This window comes from Paraburkholderia sp. 35.1, from assembly GCF_050436525.1.
Lineage (GTDB): Bacteria > Pseudomonadota > Gammaproteobacteria > Burkholderiales > Burkholderiaceae > Paraburkholderia > Paraburkholderia tuberum.
Genome location: NZ_JBNDMJ010000003.1, coordinates 509,983 through 533,255 on the forward strand (window position 1 = coordinate 509,983; position 23,273 = coordinate 533,255).

Annotated in this window: 14 protein-coding genes and 1 pseudogene; 6 read left to right on the forward strand and 9 right to left on the reverse strand. The window is 63.9% G+C overall.

Annotation, left to right across the window (positions count from 1 at the left end; translation table 11 throughout):
• Positions 1-15: 15 nt before the first annotated feature.
• The 3 genes from ntrC to glnA form a co-directional block, all read right to left on the reverse strand.
• Positions 16-1,554 carry a nitrogen regulation protein NR(I) gene (gene ntrC / locus OKW27_RS22370; RefSeq protein WP_429334898.1) on the reverse strand — a complete coding sequence of 513 codons (1,539 nt, stop codon included), beginning with the start codon at positions 1,552-1,554 and terminating at the stop codon, positions 16-18.
• Between the two features lie 36 nt (positions 1,555-1,590).
• Positions 1,591-2,733, reverse strand: coding sequence for a nitrogen regulation protein NR(II) (glnL, locus tag OKW27_RS22375; protein ID WP_090800860.1), 1,143 nt, complete (start codon positions 2,731-2,733; stop codon positions 1,591-1,593).
• A 199-nt stretch (positions 2,734-2,932) separates the two neighbouring features.
• Positions 2,933-4,348, reverse strand: a complete 1,416-nt coding sequence (gene glnA / locus OKW27_RS22380) for a type I glutamate--ammonia ligase (protein ID WP_429334899.1) — start codon at positions 4,346-4,348, stop codon at positions 2,933-2,935.
• A 455-nt stretch (positions 4,349-4,803) separates the two neighbouring features.
• On the opposite strand from glnA, the gene OKW27_RS22385 reads away from it, so the two are divergent.
• Positions 4,804-5,268, forward strand: a complete 465-nt coding sequence (locus OKW27_RS22385; protein WP_090800864.1) for a rhodanese-like domain-containing protein — start codon at positions 4,804-4,806, stop codon at positions 5,266-5,268.
• A gap of 261 nt (positions 5,269-5,529) precedes the next feature.
• On the opposite strand, the pseudogene OKW27_RS22390 reads toward OKW27_RS22385, so the two are convergent.
• The 5 genes and pseudogenes from OKW27_RS22390 to OKW27_RS22410 form a co-directional block, all read right to left on the reverse strand.
• A pseudogene (locus OKW27_RS22390) lies at positions 5,530-6,529 on the reverse strand (glycoside hydrolase domain-containing protein); the annotation flags it as partial.
• Positions 6,530-6,542: 13 nt separating this feature from the next.
• Positions 6,543-7,382 carry a competence/damage-inducible protein A gene (locus OKW27_RS22395; protein WP_429334900.1) on the reverse strand — a complete coding sequence of 280 codons (840 nt, stop codon included), beginning with the start codon at positions 7,380-7,382 and terminating at the stop codon, positions 6,543-6,545.
• A 19-nt stretch (positions 7,383-7,401) separates the two neighbouring features.
• Positions 7,402-8,235 (reverse strand): EI24 domain-containing protein, encoded by an 834-nt coding sequence (locus tag OKW27_RS22400; RefSeq protein WP_429334901.1) that lies wholly within the window; start codon positions 8,233-8,235, stop codon positions 7,402-7,404.
• 197 nt (positions 8,236-8,432) lie between these two features.
• Entirely contained in the window at positions 8,433-9,431 is a 999-nt protein-coding gene (locus OKW27_RS22405) for a sterol desaturase family protein (RefSeq protein ID WP_090800869.1), read from the reverse strand.
• A gap of 90 nt (positions 9,432-9,521) precedes the next feature.
• Positions 9,522-10,541 carry a beta-propeller fold lactonase family protein gene (locus OKW27_RS22410; RefSeq protein WP_429334902.1) on the reverse strand — a complete coding sequence of 340 codons (1,020 nt, stop codon included), beginning with the start codon at positions 10,539-10,541 and terminating at the stop codon, positions 9,522-9,524.
• Positions 10,542-11,121: 580 nt separating this feature from the next.
• Between OKW27_RS22410 and OKW27_RS22415 the strand changes: the two genes are divergently transcribed.
• A complete protein-coding gene (locus tag OKW27_RS22415) occupies positions 11,122-13,632 on the forward strand; it encodes a YadA family autotransporter adhesin (protein ID WP_429334903.1) in 2,511 nt (836 codons plus the stop codon).
• Positions 13,633-13,781: 149 nt separating this feature from the next.
• Here the strand turns inward: OKW27_RS22415 and hrpA are convergent, their stop codons facing one another.
• Positions 13,782-18,116: an ATP-dependent RNA helicase HrpA gene (gene hrpA, locus OKW27_RS22420; protein WP_429334904.1), complete on the reverse strand. Its 4,335-nt coding sequence runs from the start codon at positions 18,114-18,116 to the stop codon at positions 13,782-13,784.
• 23 nt (positions 18,117-18,139) lie between these two features.
• On the opposite strand from hrpA, the gene argA reads away from it, so the two are divergent.
• From argA to proP, 4 genes are all read left to right on the forward strand, one after another.
• Positions 18,140-19,528: an amino-acid N-acetyltransferase gene (gene argA, locus OKW27_RS22425; protein WP_090800877.1), complete on the forward strand. Its 1,389-nt coding sequence runs from the start codon at positions 18,140-18,142 to the stop codon at positions 19,526-19,528.
• A 74-nt stretch (positions 19,529-19,602) separates the two neighbouring features.
• On the forward strand, positions 19,603-19,875 hold the full coding sequence (locus OKW27_RS22430; protein ID WP_026225286.1) for an oxidative damage protection protein: 273 nt from the start codon (positions 19,603-19,605) through the stop codon (positions 19,873-19,875).
• Between the two features lie 637 nt (positions 19,876-20,512).
• A complete protein-coding gene (locus OKW27_RS22435; RefSeq protein WP_429333246.1) occupies positions 20,513-21,598 on the forward strand; it encodes an IS630 family transposase in 1,086 nt (361 codons plus the stop codon).
• Between the two features lie 192 nt (positions 21,599-21,790).
• Positions 21,791-23,260, forward strand: coding sequence for a glycine betaine/L-proline transporter ProP (proP, locus tag OKW27_RS22440; RefSeq protein ID WP_090800879.1), 1,470 nt, complete (start codon positions 21,791-21,793; stop codon positions 23,258-23,260).
• The last annotated feature ends 13 nt before the right edge of the window (positions 23,261-23,273 follow it).

Genomic DNA, 23,273 nt, shown 5'->3' on the forward strand with positions numbered 1-23,273 from the left:
CTCAGAACGAGCGTGTCAAGGCTCCAGATTGAGCTCCTGAATCTTGCGCGTAATCGTATTGCGCCCGATGCCGAGCCGCTCGGCCGCCTCGACCTTGCGGCCGCGCGTGAAGTCGAGCGCCTCGCGGATCACGGCCGCTTCGAAGCGGCGCGCGAGTTCGTCCATCACGTCGGCCGCGTTTTCGCGCAGCATGCGCGCGACTTCGGTGCGCAAGCCGCCTTCCCATGCGCTCAGCGCGGTGGCGACCGACGCACCGGCCGCCCCACCCGGATGCACGAGCGCGCCGCCGTTCGTGCCAGCGAGCGGCACGCCGCCCGCGATTCCCGCATGGGTCGCCACGGTGCCATCCGTCGTCGCGCCGGCAGCGGCGCCCGCACCAAGCTCGCTCCCGCTGCCGTGCGCGGGACCGAGATCGGGCGGCAGATCCTTGGTTTCGATCGTCTGCGCGGGCGCCATCACCGTGAGCCAGTTCGCGAGATTCTCGAGTTGCCGCACGTTGCCCGGAAACGGCAGCGACGCGAGATACGCGAGCGCCTCCTCGGACACGCGCTTCGGTTCGACGCCGAGATCGCGCGCACTCTTTTGCAGGAAATGCCGCGTCAGCAGCGGGATATCCTCGTTGCGCTCGCGCAACGCGGGCAAGCGCAGACGGATCACGTTCAGACGGTGATACAGGTCCTCGCGAAACAGTCCCTGCCGCACGCGCGATTCGAGATTCTGGTGCGTCGCCGCGATCACCCGCACATTCGCGCGCAACGGATTGTGGCCACCCACGCGATAGAACTGCCCGTCCGACAGCACGCGCAACAAACGCGTCTGCAGATCGAACGGCATGTCGCCGATTTCGTCGAGAAACAGCGTGCCGTTCTCGGCCTGCTCGAAGCGTCCCTGGCGCATCGCCTGCGCGCCGGTGAACGCCCCGCGCTCATGACCGAACAGTTCGGACTCCAGCAAATCCTTCGGAATCGCGGCCGTGTTCAACGCGATGAAGGGGCCGTTCGCGCGTGGGCTATGTCGGTGCAACGCACGCGCGACCAGTTCCTTCCCGGTGCCTGATTCGCCGGTAATGAGCACGGTGGCCGCCGAATGCGACAGGCGGCCGATCGCGCGAAACATGTCCTGCATCGCGGGCGCCTGGCCAAGCATCTCGGGCGCTTCGGCGACGCGGTCGTCCCACGTCTGCTCGCCGCGCATGCTTTCGTCGACCGCGCGGCGAATCAGCTCGACGGCCTTGTCGACGTCGAACGGCTTCGCCAGATACTCGAACGCGCCGCCCTGGAATGCGGCGACCGCGCTATCGAGATCCGAGAACGCGGTCATGATGATGACCGGCAAGCCCGGCACCTTGTCGCGTACGGTTTGCAGCAACTCCAGCCCGGAGCCGCCAGGCATGCGGATATCGGAGACCAGCACCTGCGGGCTGTCGTGATCGAGCGCGGCCGACGCTTCGCGCACGTTCGCGAAGCTGCGCGTCGCGAAGTTCTCGCGCGCCAGCGCTTTCTCGAGCACCCAGCGAATTGATTGATCGTCGTCTACTATCCAGATCGGCTTCATATAGGTCGGTCAGAAGTCTTGAGGTGCTTGTGTTATCTAGAGGTCGAGCGGCAGCAGAATCTGAAACTCGGTATGGCCCGGCCGGCTGTCCACCTCGATCAGACCTTCGTGCTGCTGCACGAAGGTCTGCGCTAGCGTGAGACCGAGACCGCTGCCGTCCTCGCGCCCCGACACGAGCGGATAGAAAATGCGGTCGCGAATCTCTTCGGGAATGCCTGGGCCGTTGTCGATGATATGCAAGTCCAATGCCAGCTTGCACAGGCGTTTTGAAATCGTTACCTTGCGCGCGATGCGCGTGCGCAATTCGATGCGCGCATCGCCCTGCGAGATCCGCTCGCGCAACGCCTCGGCCGCATTGCGCACGATGTTCAGCAGCGCCTGGATCAGCTGCTCCTTGTCGCCGCGCAGATCCGGCACGCTGACGTCGTAGTCGCGCTCGATCGTCAGGCCGCGCGGAAACTCCGCGAGAATCACCTGACGCACGCGCTCGCACACCTCGTGAACATTCACGTCGCCGACGATATGCGGATGCCGGTGCGGTTCGAGCAAGCGGTCGACCAGCGTCTGCAGACGGTCCGACTCCTTGATGATGACCTGGGTGTACTCGCGCAACTCGTCGCGCTCACGTTCGCCGAGTTCGAACTCGAGCAGTTGCGCGGCGCCGCGAATGCCGCCCAGCGGATTCTTGATTTCGTGCGCGAGATTGCGGATCAGATGCTTGTTGACGGCGGTCAGGTCGTTGATGCGCTCTTCGCGGTCGGTGCGCAGATGCCGCTCGTTCTCGAACAGTTCGAGCAACACGTAGTCCTGCGCGCTTTCCAGAAAACCGACGATCGCATGCACGTGCAGCGGCTCGTGGCCGGGACGTTCGAGCACGGCGTCCAGATGCGTCGCGTGAAAACGGTGTGCGGCGATCGAGGTGATCGTCGCGACCAGTTCGTCCGCGTTCGAGAAGATGTCTGGCCACGCCATCTGCGTGAGTTGCTTGCGAGACATCTCCAGCATCGACTCCGCCGACGGATTCGCGAACGCGACGCGCAGCGTGCGCTTCTCGAGCACCAGCAAGACGGTCGGCAGCGCCTCGAAGCCTGGCAACAGGCCAGAACTCACGAGCTGCATGTCGTCCGACAGCGTCTGTTCGTGTCCTTTCCTTGCCTTGATCAGATTCTTGAGAACCATCTTGCAGTCTGGCCGGTAGGAGATGGTGATAAATCAGGAGTGCTGCTTTATTGTGCTGCACCGAATGCCGTGTTGCCCGCGCGCGGCCGGCCGTGCGTACGGCCTAACGAAAAAGGGACGGCGCCGCCGTCCCTTCGTGACCGATCGCGAGCGTCGGGCAAAGCGCTTCGCCGGGTGAAGGGCGAAGCGCCATGGCCCCTTACAGCGAGTAATACATTTCGAATTCGATCGGGTGCACCGCCTGACGATAACGCTGCAGTTCCGTCGTCTTCAGTTCGATGTACGCGTCGAGCATCGCATCCGTGAACACGCCGCCGCGCGTCAGAAACTCGCGGTCCGCGTCGAGCGAGTCGAGAGCCTGGTCGAGGCCCGCGCACACGGTCGGGATCTTTGCATCCTCTTCCGGCGGCAGGTCGTACAGGTTCTTGTCGGCGGCTTCGCCCGGGTGAATTTTGTTCTGCACGCCGTCCAGACCCGCCATCATCAGCGCGGAGAAGCACAGGTACGGGTTCGCCAGCGGATCCGGGAAGCGCGTTTCGATACGGCGGCCCTTCGGGTTCGACACGTGCGGAATTCGGATCGATGCCGAACGGTTGCGAGCCGAGTAAGCGAGCTTGACCGGCGCTTCGAAGTGCGGCACGAGACGCTTGTACGAGTTCGTACCCGGGTTCGTGATCGCGTTCAGCGCGCGAGCGTGCTTGATGATGCCGCCGATGTAGAACAGCGCGAATTCCGACAGACCTGCGTAGCCGTTGCCCGCGAACAGGTTCTGGCCGTCCTTCCAGATCGACTGGTGAACGTGCATGCCCGAACCGTTATCGCCGACGACCGGCTTCGGCATGAACGTTGCCGTCTTGCCGTACGTGTGCGCGACGTTTTGGATGATGTACTTCAGTTGCTGCGTCCAGTCAGCGCGCTGCACCAGCGTCGAGAACTTCGTGCCGATTTCATTCTGGCCCATGCCCCCCACTTCGTGGTGATGCACTTCGACCGGAACGCCGATCTGTTCGAGCAGCAGACACATTTCCGAACGGATGTCCTGGAACGAATCGACCGGCGCGACCGGGAAGTAGCCGCCCTTGGTGCCCGGACGGTGGCCGGTGTTGCCGCCTTCGAATTCCTTCGCCGACGACCACGGTGCTTCTTCCGAACCGATCTTCACGAAGCAGCCCGACTGGTCCGTGTTCCACTGGACCGAGTCGAAAATGAAGAATTCCGGTTCCGGACCGAAGTACGCGGTGTCGCCGAGTCCCGAACTCTTCAGGTACGCTTCGGCGCGCTTCGCGAGCGAGCGCGGGTCGCGCTCGTAGCCCTTGCCGTCAGCCGGTTCGACGACGTCACAGGTCAGCACGAGGGTCGATTCTTCGTAGAACGGGTCGATGAAGGCCGTGTTCGCGTCCGGGACCAGCAACATGTCCGATGCTTCGATGCCCTTCCAGCCGGCAATCGACGATCCGTCAAACGCATGGCCGCTTTCGAACTTGTCTTCATCGAATGCCGACACCGGCACCGAAACGTGTTGTTCCTTGCCGCGCGTGTCGGTGAAACGGAAGTCGACAAACTTGACGTCTTCGTCCTTGACGAGTTGAATGACGTCGGCCACGGATTTACTCATAACCTATCTCCTGATTAACAATTTCGGCGGATTCAGCCGCCGCCCAATCTAGCTGACCCATCCCGGAACGTCCACTTATATGGCGTCGCGGGCGGAAAATTCTGCCGGGATAAATCGATCGGCACCTATAAAGCAGATAGTGTGCCACCTCTGGGCCTCGTATGGGCCAATCCGGCGCACACCATTACGCTGCTTACGTTTGCCGGCCACGCACGAGGCGCGAGCAGCCTCGCAAACAAACGTGCGGGCATCGCAACGCACCAATTTCGCGCATTCACCGCTTTGGAAATGACGATCCATACCATTTTGGTGCATTCAGCAGGAAATGCACCATATTTGCGCATCGAGGTTGGGACGGCCGCCCGCGACTGCCTGGCGCCGTCCAGTCTACACAGGTCTGTGCGCTGCCTGCAGCGCGCTAGAATGATCATTTGGTCCGAAGGAGATTGACACTCATGAGCACGCTCGAACAGCTTTACGCGAAGGCGGACGCCCGCCGCACCGAGAACCAACTGCCCTACGCGGGCGCGGTATCGCCGGCCGAGGCGTTCGAACTGCTGGAACTCGATCCGCGCACGCGTCTCGTCGACGTGCGTACCCGCGCCGAGCTCGACTGGGTCGGCCGGCCGGTGATCGGTGATGGCCAATACGCGCACGTCGAATGGACGCGCTATCCGGGCGCGGTGCCCAATCAGGAGTTCGTGCAGCAACTCGCGAAGGTCGCCTCGCCCGACACGCCGGTGCTGTTCCTGTGCCGCAGCGCCGCGCGCTCGAAGCTCGCCGCGATCGCCGCGACCCAGGCCGGCTTCACGAAGGCGTATGACCTGCTGGAAGGCTTCGAAGGCGACAAGGACGGCCAGGGGCATCGGAAGACGGTGTCGGGATGGTGTTTTCGCGGCTTGCCGTGGATCGGAGCCTGATGGCGCGTGCCGCACTGCCCGCGTCTGCGGAAGCCCGTGGCGCGGCGCTGAAGCACGCCGATTGAAACGGTTCGCGCCGACCACGCATTGATTGCATCGTCGGCGCGGGTTGTGACACTGCGATGTCGCGGTTCGCGCCAACCTGACCCTCAGGCGCGGACCGCTTGTTTCGTCGGGCGCCGCGCGCGCGGCGCTCCATTGTGTTCAGCGCGCGGCCGAAATCCCGAACACGTGCAACTTGCCCGCGCTGACCTGATTCGGCAGCGCGACGCTCGTCACGAGCTTGCCCGGCGGCATCGCGATGGTCTGCCCCACCGCCCCCGCGTTATCGAGCGGGCCGCCAGACAAGACGCAGCTCGCGCCGCCGAAGGAGAACGGTTTGCCCGGCGCCGCGCCCGCCGCCGTCAAGGCCTGCGACGAGTAGCTGAACAGCGAGCCGTCGAAGTCCGCACCCTGACCATCGGTATCGGTGCTGCCGTCGCTGCCGATGCCGTGGTTGTTTGTACTGCCCGGCATTGCCTTCGACGTAGTTGTCGGTGCTGCTCTGCGTCTGCGCAATTCAGCTTCCGTCCGAGTTGCGCGCGGCGATCAGAGACGGCGGCAGCGACGTGTTGAGCAGGTTCTGCCAACAGGCCGAGCGGCTCAGCAGCATCTTCTGGATCGTTGAATTGCCCAGTTGGCCGGCAAACTGCGAAATGGCGAAATCGCTGCTCGCGTATTCGAGCGTCGACGATGCCTGCCCCCATTCGCCATTCGTGATGTAGCCAAACTGCAGATAACTGGCGCGGCCGCCGTTCGTGGTCACGCCATTGCACGCCGTTCCGGGAACGTTGGCCATCTTGATCATGTGCTTCAGCGCGCCCGAGGTATCGAACGCTCGCGCGCCGAATGCATAGGCGCCCGCCACGATCAGCGAGCCGGCGTCGCCGGGCATCACGCCATCCTCGACGTTGTCGTTGACCCAATGCGGAATCGCGCCGCACTGATCCGCATCGTTGACTAGCGACTGCGCCATATCGCTGGTTTCCTGAGGAAACAGCGTGGCCTTGAGCGCAATCAGCGAGCGATGGATGTCCCAGCCCGAAAAGCTGGTGTACTGCGCCGCGTGGCCCGCGCTAACCGTATGGACCTGCTGGTCGAAGCCGATATATTGGCCGTTGGAATCGCTGAATCCGCTCGGCGCCCACAGCGCGTGATAGAACGCCGTATAAAACTTCGTCAGCGCAGCCGTGTCCTGACTACTTACCTGAATCGTATTGAGGGCCCGCTCAGCTTCACGGCTTACCCGTGGCCGCTGCTGCCGCCGCCGCTTCAGGCTCGACGATATCGCCACCGAGCAGATGCACCCCCTCTCGCAGCTTCACGAACGCCGCGGCGACGGCTTCCGGTTCACCCTTCACACCCAGATCGATGTGATGCCGCGCATACACGCCGCCGCGCTCCGCATCCCCGACGCTCGGCAGGCTGAACACCCGCACGCCCGGAAAATCGCGCTCGATTTTCTCCATCAGCGGTGTCACGCGCGACTCCGGCAACTCGAACACCAGCAGCGATTTTTCAGCGTGCGGCGTCGTGTGATGCAGATGCGCGTACCGCGTGTCGAGCACCCACTCGATCATCGGCCAGGCCATCACCGGGAAACCCGGCACGAAATGATGTTGGCGGATCGAAAAGCCCGGAATCTTGTTGTAGCCGTTCGGAATGATGTCGGCGCCCTGCGGGTACGTGCCCATATTCAGGCGATGCCGGTTCTCGGGCGAGTTCAGATCGAGCGGCGCCGGCGAGTTCGCCGGATACATGTCGCGGATACGCTCCTGAATCAGCTTCGCGGCTTCCGGATGCAGCTCGAGCGGCACGCCGAGCGCGGCCGCCGCGCACTGGCGCGTGTGGTCGTCCGGTGTCGCGCCGATACCGCCCGTCGAGAACACGATGTCGCCCGACGCGAACGTGCGCCGCAGCGTCGCCGTGATGCGCTCCGGATCGTCACCGATGTACTCCGCCCAGCCGAGCGATAGCCCGCGCCCGCTGAGCAACTCGATGACCTTCGGCAGATGCTTGTCGACGCGTCTGCCCGAGAGGATTTCATCGCCGATGATGATGACGCCAAATGCCATTGCCGCCTCTTTCGTTTGATCAATAGGGAACCGGCGCGACCTCGCGCGCGCCACCAGGCGCTTCCGCCCGCATGCGCTGCAGCGCGCGCAGGCAGTAGTTGCCGAACCATAGCGCCGAGAACACGAGGATGAACGCGTAAATCCAGATCGTCACCGTCGTGATCACCGGGAACAGCACAATCAGCCATACCGACGACGCCCACAACAGCGTCGGCAGCGAACCTAGCAGGCCGCTCACGATACCGATCAGCAGCAACGGCAGCCGATGGCGCCGCACCAGTTCGCGCCGCTCGTCGCGCGTCGCATGCAACGAGAGCGCATCGTAGGTCATCACGCGATACGTGAGCCATCCCCACAGCAGCGGCGGAATCAACGCGAAGAACGGCGGCACGAGCCACAGCGGCAACGTGACGATCAGCAGCGCCAGACACAGCAGCGTGGTCCAGAGCGCTTGACCGAGGCTACCGTACCACGTTCCGCCGCGGCGCATCTCCAGCCCGGCGAACTGGCGGGCCGCGAGAAAGCGGATCACGGCCGGCATCGACAGCATGGCGATCAGCAGCAGCACCGTGACGACGATCAGCGGGATCGCCATCGCAATCACGATGAACGGCGCGATGACCGAGTGCAGCGTCGAAAAACCGAGCACGTCGAACAGATGATAAAGCGTGGCGGTGAAAGACCAGTCGTCGAGCCAGGTGCGGGTCGCGCCGGTCAGCGTCTGCCAGAAGAACCACAGGAGTACGCCCCAGCCGACCGTCGCGACGATAAACGGTTTGAAGGTCAGCCAGAGCATGCGCGGATGCAACGCGCTTGCGAGTGCGCGCCCAAACGAGCGCAACAGATCATTCATGCGAGCCAGTGCCTGCGAACGAAACGATGGACGGGAAAATCGCGCCGCGCCCGGGCCAGGCATGCAGGGGCACTGGAGGGTGCGCTCGAACGTGCACAGCATAAACCAAGGGACGCGCCGCCGGCGGAAGTGAGCAGCGCGGCAAAGTGCGCGCTCGAATGGATCCGCAATGGACTCAGAACGGACTCTGAACCGACTCAAACGGCAGCGGTGTCGTTGCCGGGTGCGCGGCGCTTCGATACGAGGCGATGCGCGATGCGCACGAAGGCGAACCAGTGCTGCGCCCAGAATCCGTCGCCATAGCGGCGGCCTTCGAGCTGATCGCTGATACCGGTCGGCTCCATATCGCGGCTCCACGACACGCTGCGGAACAACATGTCCCACCACGGGAACAGCACGCCGAAATTGCAACCGTAATTGAGCCCTTCATGACCGTACCCGATCGCGTGGTGACGGCGGTGGAACGCCGGGCTGACGAGCAGCCGCTCGCCGAGCCAGCCGTAATACAGGCGGATGTTCGCGTGCTGCACGCTTTGCGCGAGATTCGTGATCGCAACCAGCACGACGAACTGCGACGGCGGCACACCGATCGCGAGCGCGATCATCGCGAAGAACGACGCCTGCAGCAGATCGTCGAGCAGATGGTTGCGATCGTCGGACCACAGCGACATCTGCCGCTGACTATGGTGTACCGCATGCAGCTCCCACCACACGCCGAAGCGGTGCTGCCAGCGGTGATACCAGTAGCCGGCGAAATCGAGTACGAGCAGATACATAACGAACGTGACGAGCGGCTGCGTGGTCACGCCGGGCCACAGGTTGTCGAAGTTCAGGTTCGCGATGCCGTGCAGCCGCAGCCAGCCTTGCACGTTGTCGAAGAACGGTTGCAGCGCGAAGAAAAAGAACAGGTTCAGAATGCCGAGCTTGGCGATCCACGTGTACAGCACGTCGACGCGCACGGCCTTGCGGTTCTCCCATTGCTCGACCGGGCGCAGTGCCTCGAGCGGACGCAGGATCGCGTACATCGCGAGCACCTCGAGCACACCGACGATGACCCAGTACAGGCTGTCGTAGGTGTCCTCGTCGTAGTCCATCAGATTGAACCGGAACAGCAGCGGCTGCACCACGTCGACATACAGCCACGTCTGCGCGGCTGAAACGAAGCTGTCGAGTGAGGAGAAAATCAGATGGAACATGATGCTGGCCTGTTACTTCATCCTTGGTGGCTCGTGACGTCCTGGCTCTGCCCTGTTGCCCTCAGGCACTGTCGGGCGCCCTCAGGCCCCTCAAGCGCCGTTCGGCGCCGTCACCGGCGCGCGGTCGAAGAAATAGATGCCGTGCGGCGAGCGGCCCACCGCAATGGTCTGGATCAGCTTGCGCGTGTTGAGATCGATGATGCCAACGTGCTTCGCGAAGCGGAAGGTCACCCACAGATAGCGTTTGTCGGCGGAAAGTTCCATATCGTCGGGTCCCGGCATCAGGCCGGTGATGTCGCCGACGTTGGTGAGCGTGTCTTCGTCGATGATGCTGATCGTGCTAGCGACGCGGTTCGACACCGCGACATGCTTGCCGTCGGCGAGCGAGCGGAAATTGTGAGCGCCCTTGCCCGTGTGAATCGTCTTGACGATCTTCTGGTTGCGCCAGTCCACCACGGCGACGCAGTCCTCGCCGGTCATGCCGACGAGCAGGTACTTTTCCCCCGGCGTCATCCACAGACCCGCGGGCACCTTGCCGACCTTCATCTTCCATTTGACGGTTTGCGTGGGCAGGTCGATGGCAGCGAGCTCGCCCGAGATCTGCAGCGAGACGAACACCGTCTTGCTGTCATTCGAGAACGCCATGTGGCTCGGCATCACCGCGAGCGGCAGCCGTGAAGCCAGCGTCATCTGGTTTTTCGGGTTGTCGTAGTGATAGATGTCGAGTCGATCGAGCCGCAGTCCCGTAGTGACGAGCCACTTGCGATCAGGCGAAAACCCGATCTGATAGGGATCTTCGATGTTCTCGACCCAGCGCTGTAACTGCCCCGTCTTCGGATCGACGAACATCAAGTTGTTCGACACCGAATTGGCGACGATCAGCGAGGAATTGTCCGGCGTGGCCATCAGGTGATGCGGTTCCTTGCCCGTGGGCACGGTGCCGATGACCTGGTGGCTGTTCTCGTCGATCAGGCTCAGCGTGGCCTCGCCGGAATTGAGCACGATCACGTTATTGGCGTGCGCCGCCGGAGAAAAAAAGCCTGCGGCGGCGACCAGCACCGCGGTCGCGGCGAACGTGGCACTCAAGCCGGGAAGAAAAAATTTACGCATGAAAACTCGCTTCGGAGAACAACGGTCATTGTAGAACGTTTGCCGGTCCGGGCGGTTGACGTAAGTCACTGGCGACGACCGAAAAATGACGGGTGCGATGAAGCGCGACCGCGTGCGGGAGGTTTCGTCTGCCACGTCCGGTTTGATGCTCGCGCCGCGGGTTTTCGAGTGAGGAATCAATGTGCTCTCCCTGTCAGGGTCAATCATGCATCAGCCACACGTTAAAATCGCGCAAATGATTATCGGGAACAATAAGAATAATCCTCTTTCCTTATCAATAAAAACCCAGCCGTATTAATATATTTTTTAGCCCGATTGAATTTCGGAGTTTGCTGATATCTGGATTGCACGCGGACATCGGAGAATTCTCCATACGCGCCGCCCCGGTAACGCCTCCCCCATGAATCCCGAGCGTACATCGCCGGGCTGACGCGCGCTCGGCCAAATAACGCAAGCCTTACCAATGACCGGCGTTTTTGTATTTTCAATATTTTCAAACCCACCAGGCAATAACTTCACGTCAAAGTCGGAATACGCGCTGCGTGCCACCAACTACAATAATGCGGAGGATTTTTAATTGATGAACAAGAATATTTCGATAATTCGCCATACCACGTCTCAAATAGAAGTCGCAGCACGGCGAACTGCCTGCCTGCAAACACACCGTGCTTCCGCGCGCCAGAAAAGCATCGCCCGGGCGGTTCGAAGTACCGCGGGTGTTGCAATAGCGGCGGCGGCGCTTTACGTCACGGAAGCGACAGGCGCCGGCGTCGATTCCGTCGAGGTAGGCACGGCCAGCGCGCCCGGCGACATCGCGGTCGCGATAGGCGCACAGGCCACCGCAAGCGGCGACTCATCGCTGGCGGTCGGCTCGCAGGCGAACGCGCAAAACGACGGCACGATCGCGTTAGGGGCGAACGCCACGGCGCACGGCGATAGCGCCGTCGCCATGGGCCTCTCCTCTTCCGCACAAGGCGAAGGCGCGAGCGCCTTCGGGCCTTATGCGAATGCGCAAGCGGAACGCGCGACCGCGCTCGGTCTGAACGCGTCGGCGCTTGGCGTCGACTCGGTCGCAGCGGGCTCCGGTTCAATAGCGGCGGACTCGGCCGCCTCCGCGTTTGGCTCCCTATCCACGGCAACCAGCGTCGGATCGACCGCGCTCGGCTATGTCGCGCAGGCCGGAGGCGCCAACTCGCTCGCCGCCGGAGCATGGGCCTCGGCGCTCGCGGACTCGAGCGTCGCGCTTGGCAGTAATGCCGTCGTCAGCGGCGTCGGCGCCATCGCCCTCGGCGTTGCCGCGCAGGCACGCGGCGCCTACGCCAGCGCAATCGGCTTCGGCGCAACGGCCGCGGGAGCCGGCGCGATCGCGCTCGGCAGCAACGCAAACGCGAGCGCCGACAATAGCGTCGCGCTAGGCGCCAACGCCAGCACCACGACGGACCTGTCGCAAAGCGCGTTTGTGCCCGTGGGAACGGGCGCCACCCCGATCGCGGCCTCCAGCGCGACGGGCGAAGTCTCGCTCGGCTCGGCGAACAACGAGCGTCGCCTGACCAACGTCGCCGCGGGCGCCGCGCCCACCGACGCGGTCAACGTGAGCCAGTTGAGCGCGGTCGACAACAAGGTCGATGCACTCGCTCAAAGCAGCGCGCTGCATTACTTCAGCGCTGCTGACCCGGTCGACGGCTCCAACGAGGCGCTCGCAGACGGCACGCACGCGCTTGCCGCGGGCAGCAACGCCAGCGCTATGGGCAGCAACGCAACCGCATTCGGCACCAGCGCCAGCGCCAGCGCAACCGACTCGACCGCGATCGGCGCGGGCGCCGTCGCCGGCACGGCCGACGCGACCTCGCTGGGCGCCTCAGCGTCGGCCTACGGCTCCGGTGCGACGGCGCTCGGCTCCAACGCCACGGCGAACGGCGCCGGCGCCCTCGCGCTCGGCTCCGGTGCCAGCGCAGCCGCCGACAACGCACTTTCGCTCGGATCTAACTCGAGCGCGCTAGTTGCAAACTCCGTCGCGCTCGGCCAGGGCTCGATCGCCGATCGCGCGGGTACCGTGTCGGTCGGTTCAACGGGCAACGAACGCCAGATCACCAACGTCGCGGCTGGCACCGCCGACACCGATGCGGTCAACGTCGCCCAGCTGAAAGCGGTGAGCGACCAGAGCAGCGCGACCGCAGCGAAGCTCGACGGCGCGGTCATGTACGACACGAACGCCGACGGCAGCATCAACCGGAACAGCGTTACGCTCGGCGGCGATACCACGGAGGGCACCGTCATCCACAACGTCGCGGACGGCGTACAGGCGTCCGACGCGGTCAACCTCGGTCAGCTGAACGCGGCGCTTGAAGGCGCGATCAATAACGCGACGATCGGCTCGGCCGACGCGTTGTTCAGCGCGGCAGGCGATAGCGCGACTGAGAGCGCGCAGGCGTCCGGCGCGCACGCGATTGCGGCCGGGGCGAACGCGCGGGCGAGCGGCGTCAACACGGTCGCCGAGGGTGCGAACGCAGAGGCGGCCGGCACGAACGCGATTGCCGTCGGCGCGAATGCACAAGCAAGCGGCACCAACGCGGCAAGCATCGGAGCGAACGCCATCGCCAGCGGCAACAACGCGACGGCGGTCGGTGCCGCAGCCAGCGCGAGCGCCGACAACTCGGTGGCGTTAGGCCAGGGCTCCGTCGCCGACCGAGCGAACACGGTATCGGTTGGCGCGGCGGGCCAGGAACGCCAGATCGCCAACGTCGCGGCCGGCGTGCGAGGCACCGACGCGGTCAACGTCAATCAGTTGCAGCAAAGCGTGAGCGGCGCGATCAGCGCGTCGAATCGCTATACCGACGACCAGATCCGCTCCGCCCGCCGGGACAGCTACGGGGGCACGGCATCGGCGCTCGCAATGGCAGCTTTGCCGCAAGCGGTCCTGCCGGGACACGGCATGGTCGCCATGGCGGGTGGCACGTACGGCGGTCAATCTGCGCTCGCAATCAGCGTGTCGCAGTTGTCGGACACCGGCAAATGGATCTACAAGGTCCAAGGCAGCACCGACTCTCGCCGACAGTTCGGTGCATCGATCGGCGCGGGGATGCATTGGTGAAATCAGCTCGAACGAACGTATCGGACCGAGTCCGGCCGCGACGGCGCTCTGAGGACGCTCGGTGTACCCCGCGCGCACCGGTGCGCGGGCCCGCTCATCGGCCGCGGTGCACACCCAGTGTCCAGCGTCCGCGAGCGAGCGCCCTGGCTTTAGCGCTGCATCGACTCCCACACCTTGTGCAGGCGCTTCACCGAAACCGGCATCGGGGTGCGCAACTCCTGCGCAAACAGCGAGATGCGCAATTCTTCGAGCAGCCAGCGGAATTCCGCGAGCCGCGGATCCACGACGCCGCCGCGCTGCGACACCGCGCGCTGATAGTGCTGCAGCAGCGGCTGGAATTCGGCGAACTGGCGCGCGTCGCGTATGGCGTCCGCGCGCAGCTTGTCGATACGCAGCGCCATCCCCTTCAGATAACGCGGGAAATGTGCGAGTTGGGCATACGGCGTATCGACGACAAAACGCTTGCCGATCAGCGCATCGAGCTGATTCTGCAGATCGGTGTACGCGGCCACGAATGGCTTCGCCTGCAGGAGCTTCTTCGTCAGGCTCGCGTATTCGCCAAGAATCTGACCGACCAGCCGCGAAATTTCCTGCGCGAGCAACGTGAGGCGGCTACGCCCTTCGTCGCGGCGGACATGGAAGCTCGCATCGTCGTCGGGCAGCGGATCCTGCAGACACGCGCGGTCGAGTGCGGTGTCGATCAGCTGATCGCGCAGTTCCTCCTGCGTGCCGCGCGGCATGAACTGCATGGCCATTTCGCGCAGGCCTGGCAGATTCTTCTCCAGATACTTGATCGGCTCCTTCAACTGCAGCGCGAAGAGCCGACGCAAGCCCGCCCGATGAATCCGCGCGGCTTCTTCCGGCGAATCGAACACCTCGACGTCGCAATGGGTGCCACGGTCCACGAGCGCCGGGTAGCCAAACAGCGTCTGACCACCACGGCGAATTTCGAGCAACTCGGGCAACTTGCCGAAATTCCACGTGGTCAGGTTTTCATACAGCGCGGTGGCTGGTGCGCCTTCGGGTGTCGCGGGTTGCGGCGCGGCCGCGCCCTTGCCGCGCGACGCGCCACTCTGAGCCAAATCTGGAGAGCGTGCAGGTGCCGCAACACCGCCGCCGCCCGCGTCGGCCAAGGCGGCGCCCGCCGCGCCCGAAACGAGCTTCTGGAAATGCTGCTGCGCCTGAGCGCCGAGCTCGGCGCGCAGTTGCGACAAATTGCGCCCCATCGCGAGCTGCCTGCCATGTTCGTCGATGACCTTGAAGTTCATGAACAGATGCGCGGGCAGCGTCTCGAGCTTGAAGTCGGACTGCTTCATCGCGACCTGGGTCTGCTCGCGCAGGTCGGCGATCAGCGCCTCGAGCAAGCCTCCTCCTCCGAAGCGCTGAGCGCCGTGCCGTTCGGCGAAGCCCGCCGCGTACTCGGGGAGCGGCACGCAATGCCGACGCAGCTTTTGCGGCAGCGACTTCAGCAGCAACTGCGCCTTTTCTTTCAGCATCCCGGGCACGAGCCACTCACAGCGGCGCGCGTCGACCTGGTTCAGCGCGTACAGCGGCACTGCGAGCGTCACGCCGTCGCGCGGCGTGCCCGGCTCGAAGTGGTAGGTCAGCGCCATCTCGATGCCCGCCATCGTCAGCCGCTTAGGGAACAGATCCGTCGTGACACCCGCCGCCTCGTGCCGCATCAGATCGTCTCGGGACAAATACAACAGCCGCAGCTTGTCCTCCGCCTGGCCGCTCTTTTCGACCTCGTCGCGATACCAGCGCTCGAACGCGGCGCCGGTATGGATGCCGTCCGGCAGCGCCTGATCGTAGAACGCGTAGATCAATTCGTCGTCGACCAGCACGTCCTGGCGGCGCGACTTGTGCTCGAGCTGCTCGATGTCGGCGAGCAGCTTGCGGTTGTGCGCGAAGAACGCAAGCTTCGTGTCGAACTCGCCTTCGACGAGCGCACCGCGAATGAACAGCTCGCGCGCCCGCGCCGGGTCCTGCTTGCCGAATGCGACGCGCCGCCGGTGATAGATCGGCAGGCCGTACAGCATCGCGCGCTCGAACGCGGACACCTGCGCCGCGCGCTTTTCCCAATGCGGCTCGGACAACGACTTCTTGAGCAGATGCGCGCCGACCTTCTCGACCCACTCCGGCTCGATTTTCGCGATACAGCGCGCGTACAGACGGCTCGTTTCGACGAGCTCGGCGGCCATCACCCACTTGCCTGCTTTTTTCACGAGCGCCGAGCCGGGCCACAAATAGAACTTGATGCCGCGCGCGCCGAGGTAGTACGGCTCGTCGTCGGCTTTCAGGCCGATGTTGCCGAGCAGACCGGTCAGCAGCGCCAGATGGATCTGCTCGAATGTTGCCTCCGCTTCGTTCAGCCGCCAGCCGTGCTCGCGCACCACCGTCAGCAGTTGCGAGTGGACGTCGCGCCATTCGCGCAGCCGCAGTTGCGACAGGAAGTTCTTGCGGCACTCGTCCTGCAGCTGCCGGTTCGATTTCTTGTGCGCGATCGCTTCGTCGAACCAGTTCCAGATCTTCAGCCACTGCAGGAATTCGGAGCGCTCGTCGGCGAACCGGCGATGCGCCTGGTCCGCCTGCTCCTGCGCTTCGATCGGGCGATCGCGCGGGTCCTGCACGGACAGCGCACTCGCGATGATCAGCACTTCCTTCAGCGCCTGCTGGTCGCGCGCGGCGAGGATCATGCGGCCGACGCGCGGATCGAGCGGCAGTCGCGCGAGTTCGCGGCCGAGCGGCGTCAGGTGGGTGTCGTCGTCGACGGCGCCGAGCTCGTTGAGCAACTGGTAGCCATCGGAAATCGCACGGCCCGGCGGCGGTTCGATAAACGGGAAGGTTTCGATCGCCGTCAGATGCAGCGACTTCATGCGCAGAATCACCGAAGCAAGCGACGAGCGCAGAATTTCCGGATCGGTGAAGCGCGCGCGGCCCTGGAAGTCGCTGTCCTCATACAGACGAATGCAGATGCCATCGGCGACCCGGCCGCAACGCCCCGCGCGCTGGTTCGCGGCGGCCTGCGAAATCGACTCGACCTGCAACTGCTCGACCTTGTTGCGATACGAGTAGCGCTTCACGCGCGCAAGGCCGGTGTCGACCACGTAGCGGATGCCGGGTACCGTCAGCGAAGTTTCGGCGACGTTGGTCGCGAGCACGATGCGGCGCGCGTTCGACGCGCGGAACACGCGCTCCTGCTCGGCGGCCGAGAGCCGCGCGAACAGCGGCAGGATCTCCGTGTGGGGCGGATGATGTTTGCGCAGCGCCTCGGCGGCGTCGCGAATCTCGCGCTCGCCGGGCAGGAATACCAGTACGTCGCCGGGGCCTTCGCGGCACAGTTCGTCGACGGCGTCGACGATCGCCTCCATCAGATCACGATCAGTCTCGCGCTGCGTCTTCGGGCGCTCGCGGCCAGACGAGGTTGCACCCGAGGTCCCTTGCGCCGCCTTGACCGCCGGGCTGTCCTCGACGACCGGACGGTAACGTACCTCGACCGGATACATCCGGCCGCTCACTTCGATCACCGGCGCGGGTTTGTCGTCGCTGCCGAAATGACGCGCAAAACGGTCGGCGTCGATCGTCGCCGAGGTGACGATCAGCTTCAGGTCGGGACGCTTGGGAAGAATCTCCTTCAGGTAGCCGAGCAGAAAATCGATGTTGAGGCTGCGCTCGTGTGCTTCGTCGATGATCAGCGTGTCGTAGGCATTCAGCAGCGGATCGGTCTGCGTTTCCGCAAGCAGAATGCCGTCGGTCATTAGCTTGACCGATGCGCCCGGCGCGAGGTTGTCGTTGAAGCGCACCTTGTATCCCACCACTTCGCCGAACGGCGTGCCGAGTTCCTCGGCGATACGGCGCCCGGTCGCCGACGCGGCGATCCGGCGCGGCTGCGTATGGCCGATCAGACCATTGCCGCCGGCACCGAGACCACGGCCAAGCGCGAGGCAGATTTTCGGCAACTGCGTGGTCTTGCCCGAGCCGGTTTCGCCCGACACGATCACGACCTGATTCTCCGCGATCGCCCGCGCGATCTCGTCGCGACGACCGGAGACAGGAAGCGCTTCGGGGAACGTGACCGGTGGAATCGGATTCGGCTCGACGACCCGCGACGGCCGCGCTTCGCGCGGCGCGCGAGGTTGTTCCTTGCGCGGCTCGCCCGATTGTTTGTCGCGCAATCCGTGACGCTGCTCGCCACGAGCCCCACCGCCCCGCTTCGCACCAGACGCGTCATCCGATTCATCGCGGGATTCATCGCGCCGTTCGTCACGCGCGCCAGCGTGCTCTTCGCGACCTTTTCGACCTGCACCGCCCCCTTCGGGCGGCACCTTTCGCACAGACGCGCCCGCCCCCCGACGCGCGTCACGCGCCTGATCGGGTTTCGCATCCTGCGCTGGGCGGCGCATCGTATCGCCGGGGTTGGCCGGCTCGCCGGCCGACGCCGGTTTCTCGTTCGCCCCAGCGGGACTTTTGGGTACATTCGACATGGGGGCGCATTATAATCCCCGGCATGAATTCCCAAACCGACCTCGTCCCCGCGCCCGCGAGCGTGCCGGCCCCCGCCGACTCGCCGGAAACCCTCGCCCAGCACGCGCAATTCGTCGACTGGATGCGTTCCGTCGCCCCGTATATCCACGCGTTCCGAAACAAGACATTCGTCGTGGGTTTCGGCGGCGAAGTGGTGCATCAAGGGCTGCTGAATGCGCTCGTGTCCGACATCGCGCTGCTGCAGGCAATGGGCATCCAGATCGTGCTCGTGCATGGCTCGCGCCCGCAGGTCGAGGAGCAGATGAGCCTGCACGGCGTCGAATCGGAGTTTTCACACGGCATGCGCATCACCGACGCGCGCGCGCTCGAGTCCGCGAAGGAGGCGGCCGGCGAAGTGCGTCTCGACATCGAAGCCGCGATCAGCCAGGGTCTGCCGAACACGCCAATGGCGCACGCGCACATCAGCGTCGTATCGGGCAACTTCGTGACGGCGCGCCCCGTCGGCATTCTGGACGGCGTCGACTTCCAGCACACGGGCCTCGTGCGCAAGATCGACGCGGATTCGATCCGACACTCGCTTGCGAGCCGCAAGCTCGTGCTGCTGTCGCCGCTCGGCTTCTCGCCCACCGGTGAGGCATTCAATCTGTCGATGGAAGACGTGGCCTCGGCCGCGGCGATCGCGCTGCGCGCCGACAAGATCGTGTTCCTGACCGAAACGCCGGGCCTGATGGAAACCGGCGAAAGCGGCACCGAGCTGATCCGCGAACTGTCGCTCGACGACGCCTACAAGCTGCACGAAAGCGGCGAAGTGACCGGCGACGCCGCGTTCTACCTGAAGCATTCGATCCGCGGCTGCCGCGGTGGCGTGCCGCGTGCGCACATCATCCCGTACGCGCTCGACGGCAGCCTGTTGCTCGAACTGTTCCTGCACGATGGCGTCGGCACGATGATTTCGTACGAGAACCTCGAAAGCCTGCGCGAAGCAACGCCGGACGACGTCGGCGGCATTCTCGCGCTGATCGAGCCGCTCGAAACAGACGGCACGCTGGTACGGCGCGGCCGTCACCAGATCGAACGCGATATCGACCATTTCTCGGTGATCGAGCACGACGGCGTGCTGTTCGGCTGCGCGGCGCTGTATCCGTATCCGCAGGAGCGCATCGGCGAAATGGCGTGCCTGACCGTCGCGCCCGAAGCTCAAGGCACCGGCGACGGCGAGCGCCTGCTCAAGCGCATCGAACAGCGCGCGCGGGCACGCGGCCTCACGCGCATTTTCGTGCTCACCACGCGCACCGAACACTGGTTCCTGAAGCGCGGCTTCGTCAAGGTTACGGTCGACGACCTGCCCGAAGACCGCCGCCGACTCTATAACTGGCAGCGCAAATCGCTCGTGCTGATGAAACAGCTTTGAGTACTTCGTGATCGCCCCCATCTGATCCGAACCGGCGTCTGCCCGCCCCACATCGATTACAGGAGAAGCACAGCATGACTCGTATGGTTCAATGCGCGAAGCTCGGCAAGGAAGCCGAAGGCCTCGATTTCCCGCCGCTGCCGGGCGAACTCGGCAAGCGGATCTACGAAAGTATCTCGAAGGAAGCCTGGCAGAGCTGGTTGAAGCAGCAGACCATGTTGATCAACGAAAACCGCCTGAACATGGCCGATCCGCGCGCGCGGCAGTACCTGATGAAGCAGACCGAAAAGTTCTTCTTCGGCGAAGGCGCGGATACCGCGTCGGGCTACGTGCCGCCGTCGGCCTGAGCTTGCCTCGTCGAGGACGACACGAGACAACGCGTCGCCCAAACCACCGAGCCAACACACGCCTGAAAGTCCGCGCCGCAAGCGCGGATTTTTTTCGCACCAACATCGGCCGCGCATCGCGCCCGCCGCTCGCGTCGTCTTCGCCTCAAAAAGCGCTCGCCAATGTTCTAAGCGGTCCGTTTTTCAGGGCCGTTCCGACCCCGCCAGATCTCCCGTCCCGCAACGGATCGAGTCCCATTGGGGGCTCTGCCTCGCACCGCCGATTTGCATGATCCTCTGGCATCGTGCTAACATGTGCCCTCGTTTCAGCCGCAATTCACCTTCATTCGTGTTCTTTCAAGTTGGTTCATCGTGTGTTTTTCCGCGCACGCGCCATCCTGAATTGAACTGTTTTTAAACAAGAAGGCTCGTCGGTCGTTTCCCCGCCTAAAGCGGAAAATTCAAGACCGGCCTTTTTCGTTTCAAGCCTTCAGTGGCGCATGGGTCAGTTTCCCGCCAGCCCCGCGTCCCTCATGCATCTGCCCCCCTTCCACGGCCACGCAGGTGCAACAGTCAGCACAATCTAGTGTAGTGCGTCGTAAATAATGCAACTTAATCGCGATTTGCGAGTCTCCTTCCAGGTGATGAGGGAGAACCCATGAGAATCGCGGCAAAAGTTGAGCTGAGCGAAGGCCAGCGCAAACAATTGGAAACGTGGGCGGCTGGGCGGAGGGTTCCGGTACGACTGGCCGAGCGTGCCAAGATGATATTGCTCGCGGCACTGGGCCACACAGACAAAGAGATCGGTGTGCAGTTGGGTATCTGGCGAGGCACGGTGGCGCGCTGGCGAGCGCGCTTCATCGCGGACGGTGTGGCGGGGATCGAGCGGGACGAGACGCGACCCGGGCGCAAGCCGAAGATCTCTGCGCGCAAGGTCAAGGCCATCGTGGCGATGACCATGCAGCAGCGTCCCGATAACGCGACGCATTGGAGTACGCGCAGCATGGCGGCAGTGGCCGGCGTCAGCGAGGCGAGCGTGAGGCGCATCTGGCAGGCGCATGGACTCAAGCCGCATCGGATAGAAACCTTCAAAGTCTCGAACGACAAGCACTTTGCCGAGAAGCTGGAGGACATCGTCGGCCTTTATCTCGATCCACCTGAGCACGCACTGGTGTTCAGTTGTGACGAGAAGTCCCAGATTCAGGCTCTGGACCGGACCCAGCCTGGCTTGCCGATGAAGCGAGGTCGAGGTCAGACGATGACGCACGATTACAAGCGCAATGGTGTGACGACGTTGTTCGCCGCGATGAACACGCTCGATGGCAGCATCATTGGCCAGTGCCAGACGAAGCATCGTCATCAAGAATGGCTGGGCTTCCTGCGCAAGATCGATCGCAGCACCCCCAAGGGTAAGGAACTACATTTGATTGCCGACAACTACGCCACTCATAAGCATCCCGAGGTGAAGGCGTGGCTGGCCAAGCACCCACGATTTCACATGCATTTCACGCCCACCAGCGCTTCCTGGCTCAATATGGTCGAACGCTTCTTTCGTGATCTGTCCGAGAACCAGCTACGGCGGTCAGCCTTTCGCTCGGTACCCGAGTTGGTCAGCACGATCGAGCAGTACATTGAAAAGCACAATGGTGATCCAAAACCCTTCATCTGGACCGCTAAAGCTTCCGACATTCTGGCGAAAGTCACGCGTGCCCGCACCAAGCTGAATAAGATGCAATCCGTTTGACGCAGACCACTAGTCGAGTGTTTTTTCGCGAACTTACCGCGAGGCACGGGCGTTTGCTTCTTTTCGCCATCCGTTGCGCCGCCCGATAACCGGTGCCGCGAATAGCCTCGCCTTGCTCACGAAATTACACTTCCCAGCAAAACCGTGGCGGAACGCATCACGAGTTTCGTCGCAGTCATTGGAGTTTCAACCTTGACCGCTTCCAGCAACGGCTTCTGGCGACATCACAAACCGGAGCAGCGTCTTTCCCTCGACGACATCACCGTCGTCGATCACTCCCTCCTGAAGCGGGCCGTCGGCGCCATGGCGCTCGGCAACGCGATGGAATGGTTCGATTTCGGCGTGTACAGCTACATCGCGGTCACGCTCGGCAAGGTGTTCTTCCCCTCGTCGAGCCCTTCGGCGCAACTCATTGCGACCTTCGGCACGTTTGCCGCGGCGTTTCTCGTGCGGCCGATCGGCGGCATGGTGTTCGGGCCGCTCGGTGACCGCATCGGCCGTCAGCGCGTGCTGGCAATGACGATGATCATGATGGCCGCGGGCACCTTCGCGATCGGCCTGATCCCCAACTACGCGACGATCGGCATTCTCGCGCCGGCGCTGTTGCTGCTTGCGCGCCTCGTGCAGGGCTTCTCGACCGGCGGCGAATACGGCGGCGCCGCGACCTTCATCGCCGAATTCTCGACCGACAAGCGCCGCGGCTTCATGGGCAGCTTTCTCGAGTTCGGCACGCTGATCGGCTACGTGCTCGGCGCGGGCACGGTCGCGCTGCTGACGGCGACGCTGTCGAACGACGCGCTGCTGTCCTGGGGCTGGCGCGTGCCGTTCCTGATCGCCGGACCGCTCGGCCTGGTGGGTCTCTACATCCGCATGAAGCTCGAGGAAACGCCCGCGTTCAAGAAACAGGCCGAAGAGCGCGAAGCCGAGGACCGCGCGCTGCCCAGCCAGTCGTTGCGCCAGCTGCTCGTGCAGCAGTGGAAGCCGCTGCTGCTGTGTGTCGGCCTCGTGCTGATTTTCAACGTGACCGACTATATGGCGCTGTCGTATCTGCCGAGCTATCTGTCCGCCACGCTGCACTTCAACGAAACGCACGGTCTGTTCCTCGTGCTGCTCGTGATGATCCTGATGATGCCGATGACGCTCGCCGCCGGCCGTCTGTCCGATGCGATCGGCCGCAAGCCCGTGATGCTGCTCGGCTGCGTCGGTCTGTTCGCGCTGTCGATTCCCGCGCTGCTGCTGATTCGGATGGGCACGGTGCTGCCGGTGTTCGGCGGTCTGATGATCCTCGGCGTGCTGCTGTCGTGCTTCACCGGGGTGATGCCGTCGGCGCTGCCGGCGCTGTTCCCGACCCGGATCCGCTACGGCGCGCTCGCGATCGGCTTCAATATCTCGGTATCGCTGTTCGGCGGCACGACGCCGCTCGTGACCGCATGGCTCGTCGACCGGACCGGCAATCTGATGATGCCCGCGTACTACCTGATGGGCGCATCGCTGATCGGCATCGTGTCGGTACTCGCGCTGCGCGAAACCGCGCGCAAGCCGCTGCTCGGCTCGGGTCCGTGCGTCGCGACGCGCGCTGAAGCGCACGCGGTGCTGCGCGGTGAGCGCGAGGCCGAGGAGATGGACGAACGGTTCGCGGCGGCTGCGACCGCGCGTGCCTGACCTGCGCAGTCAT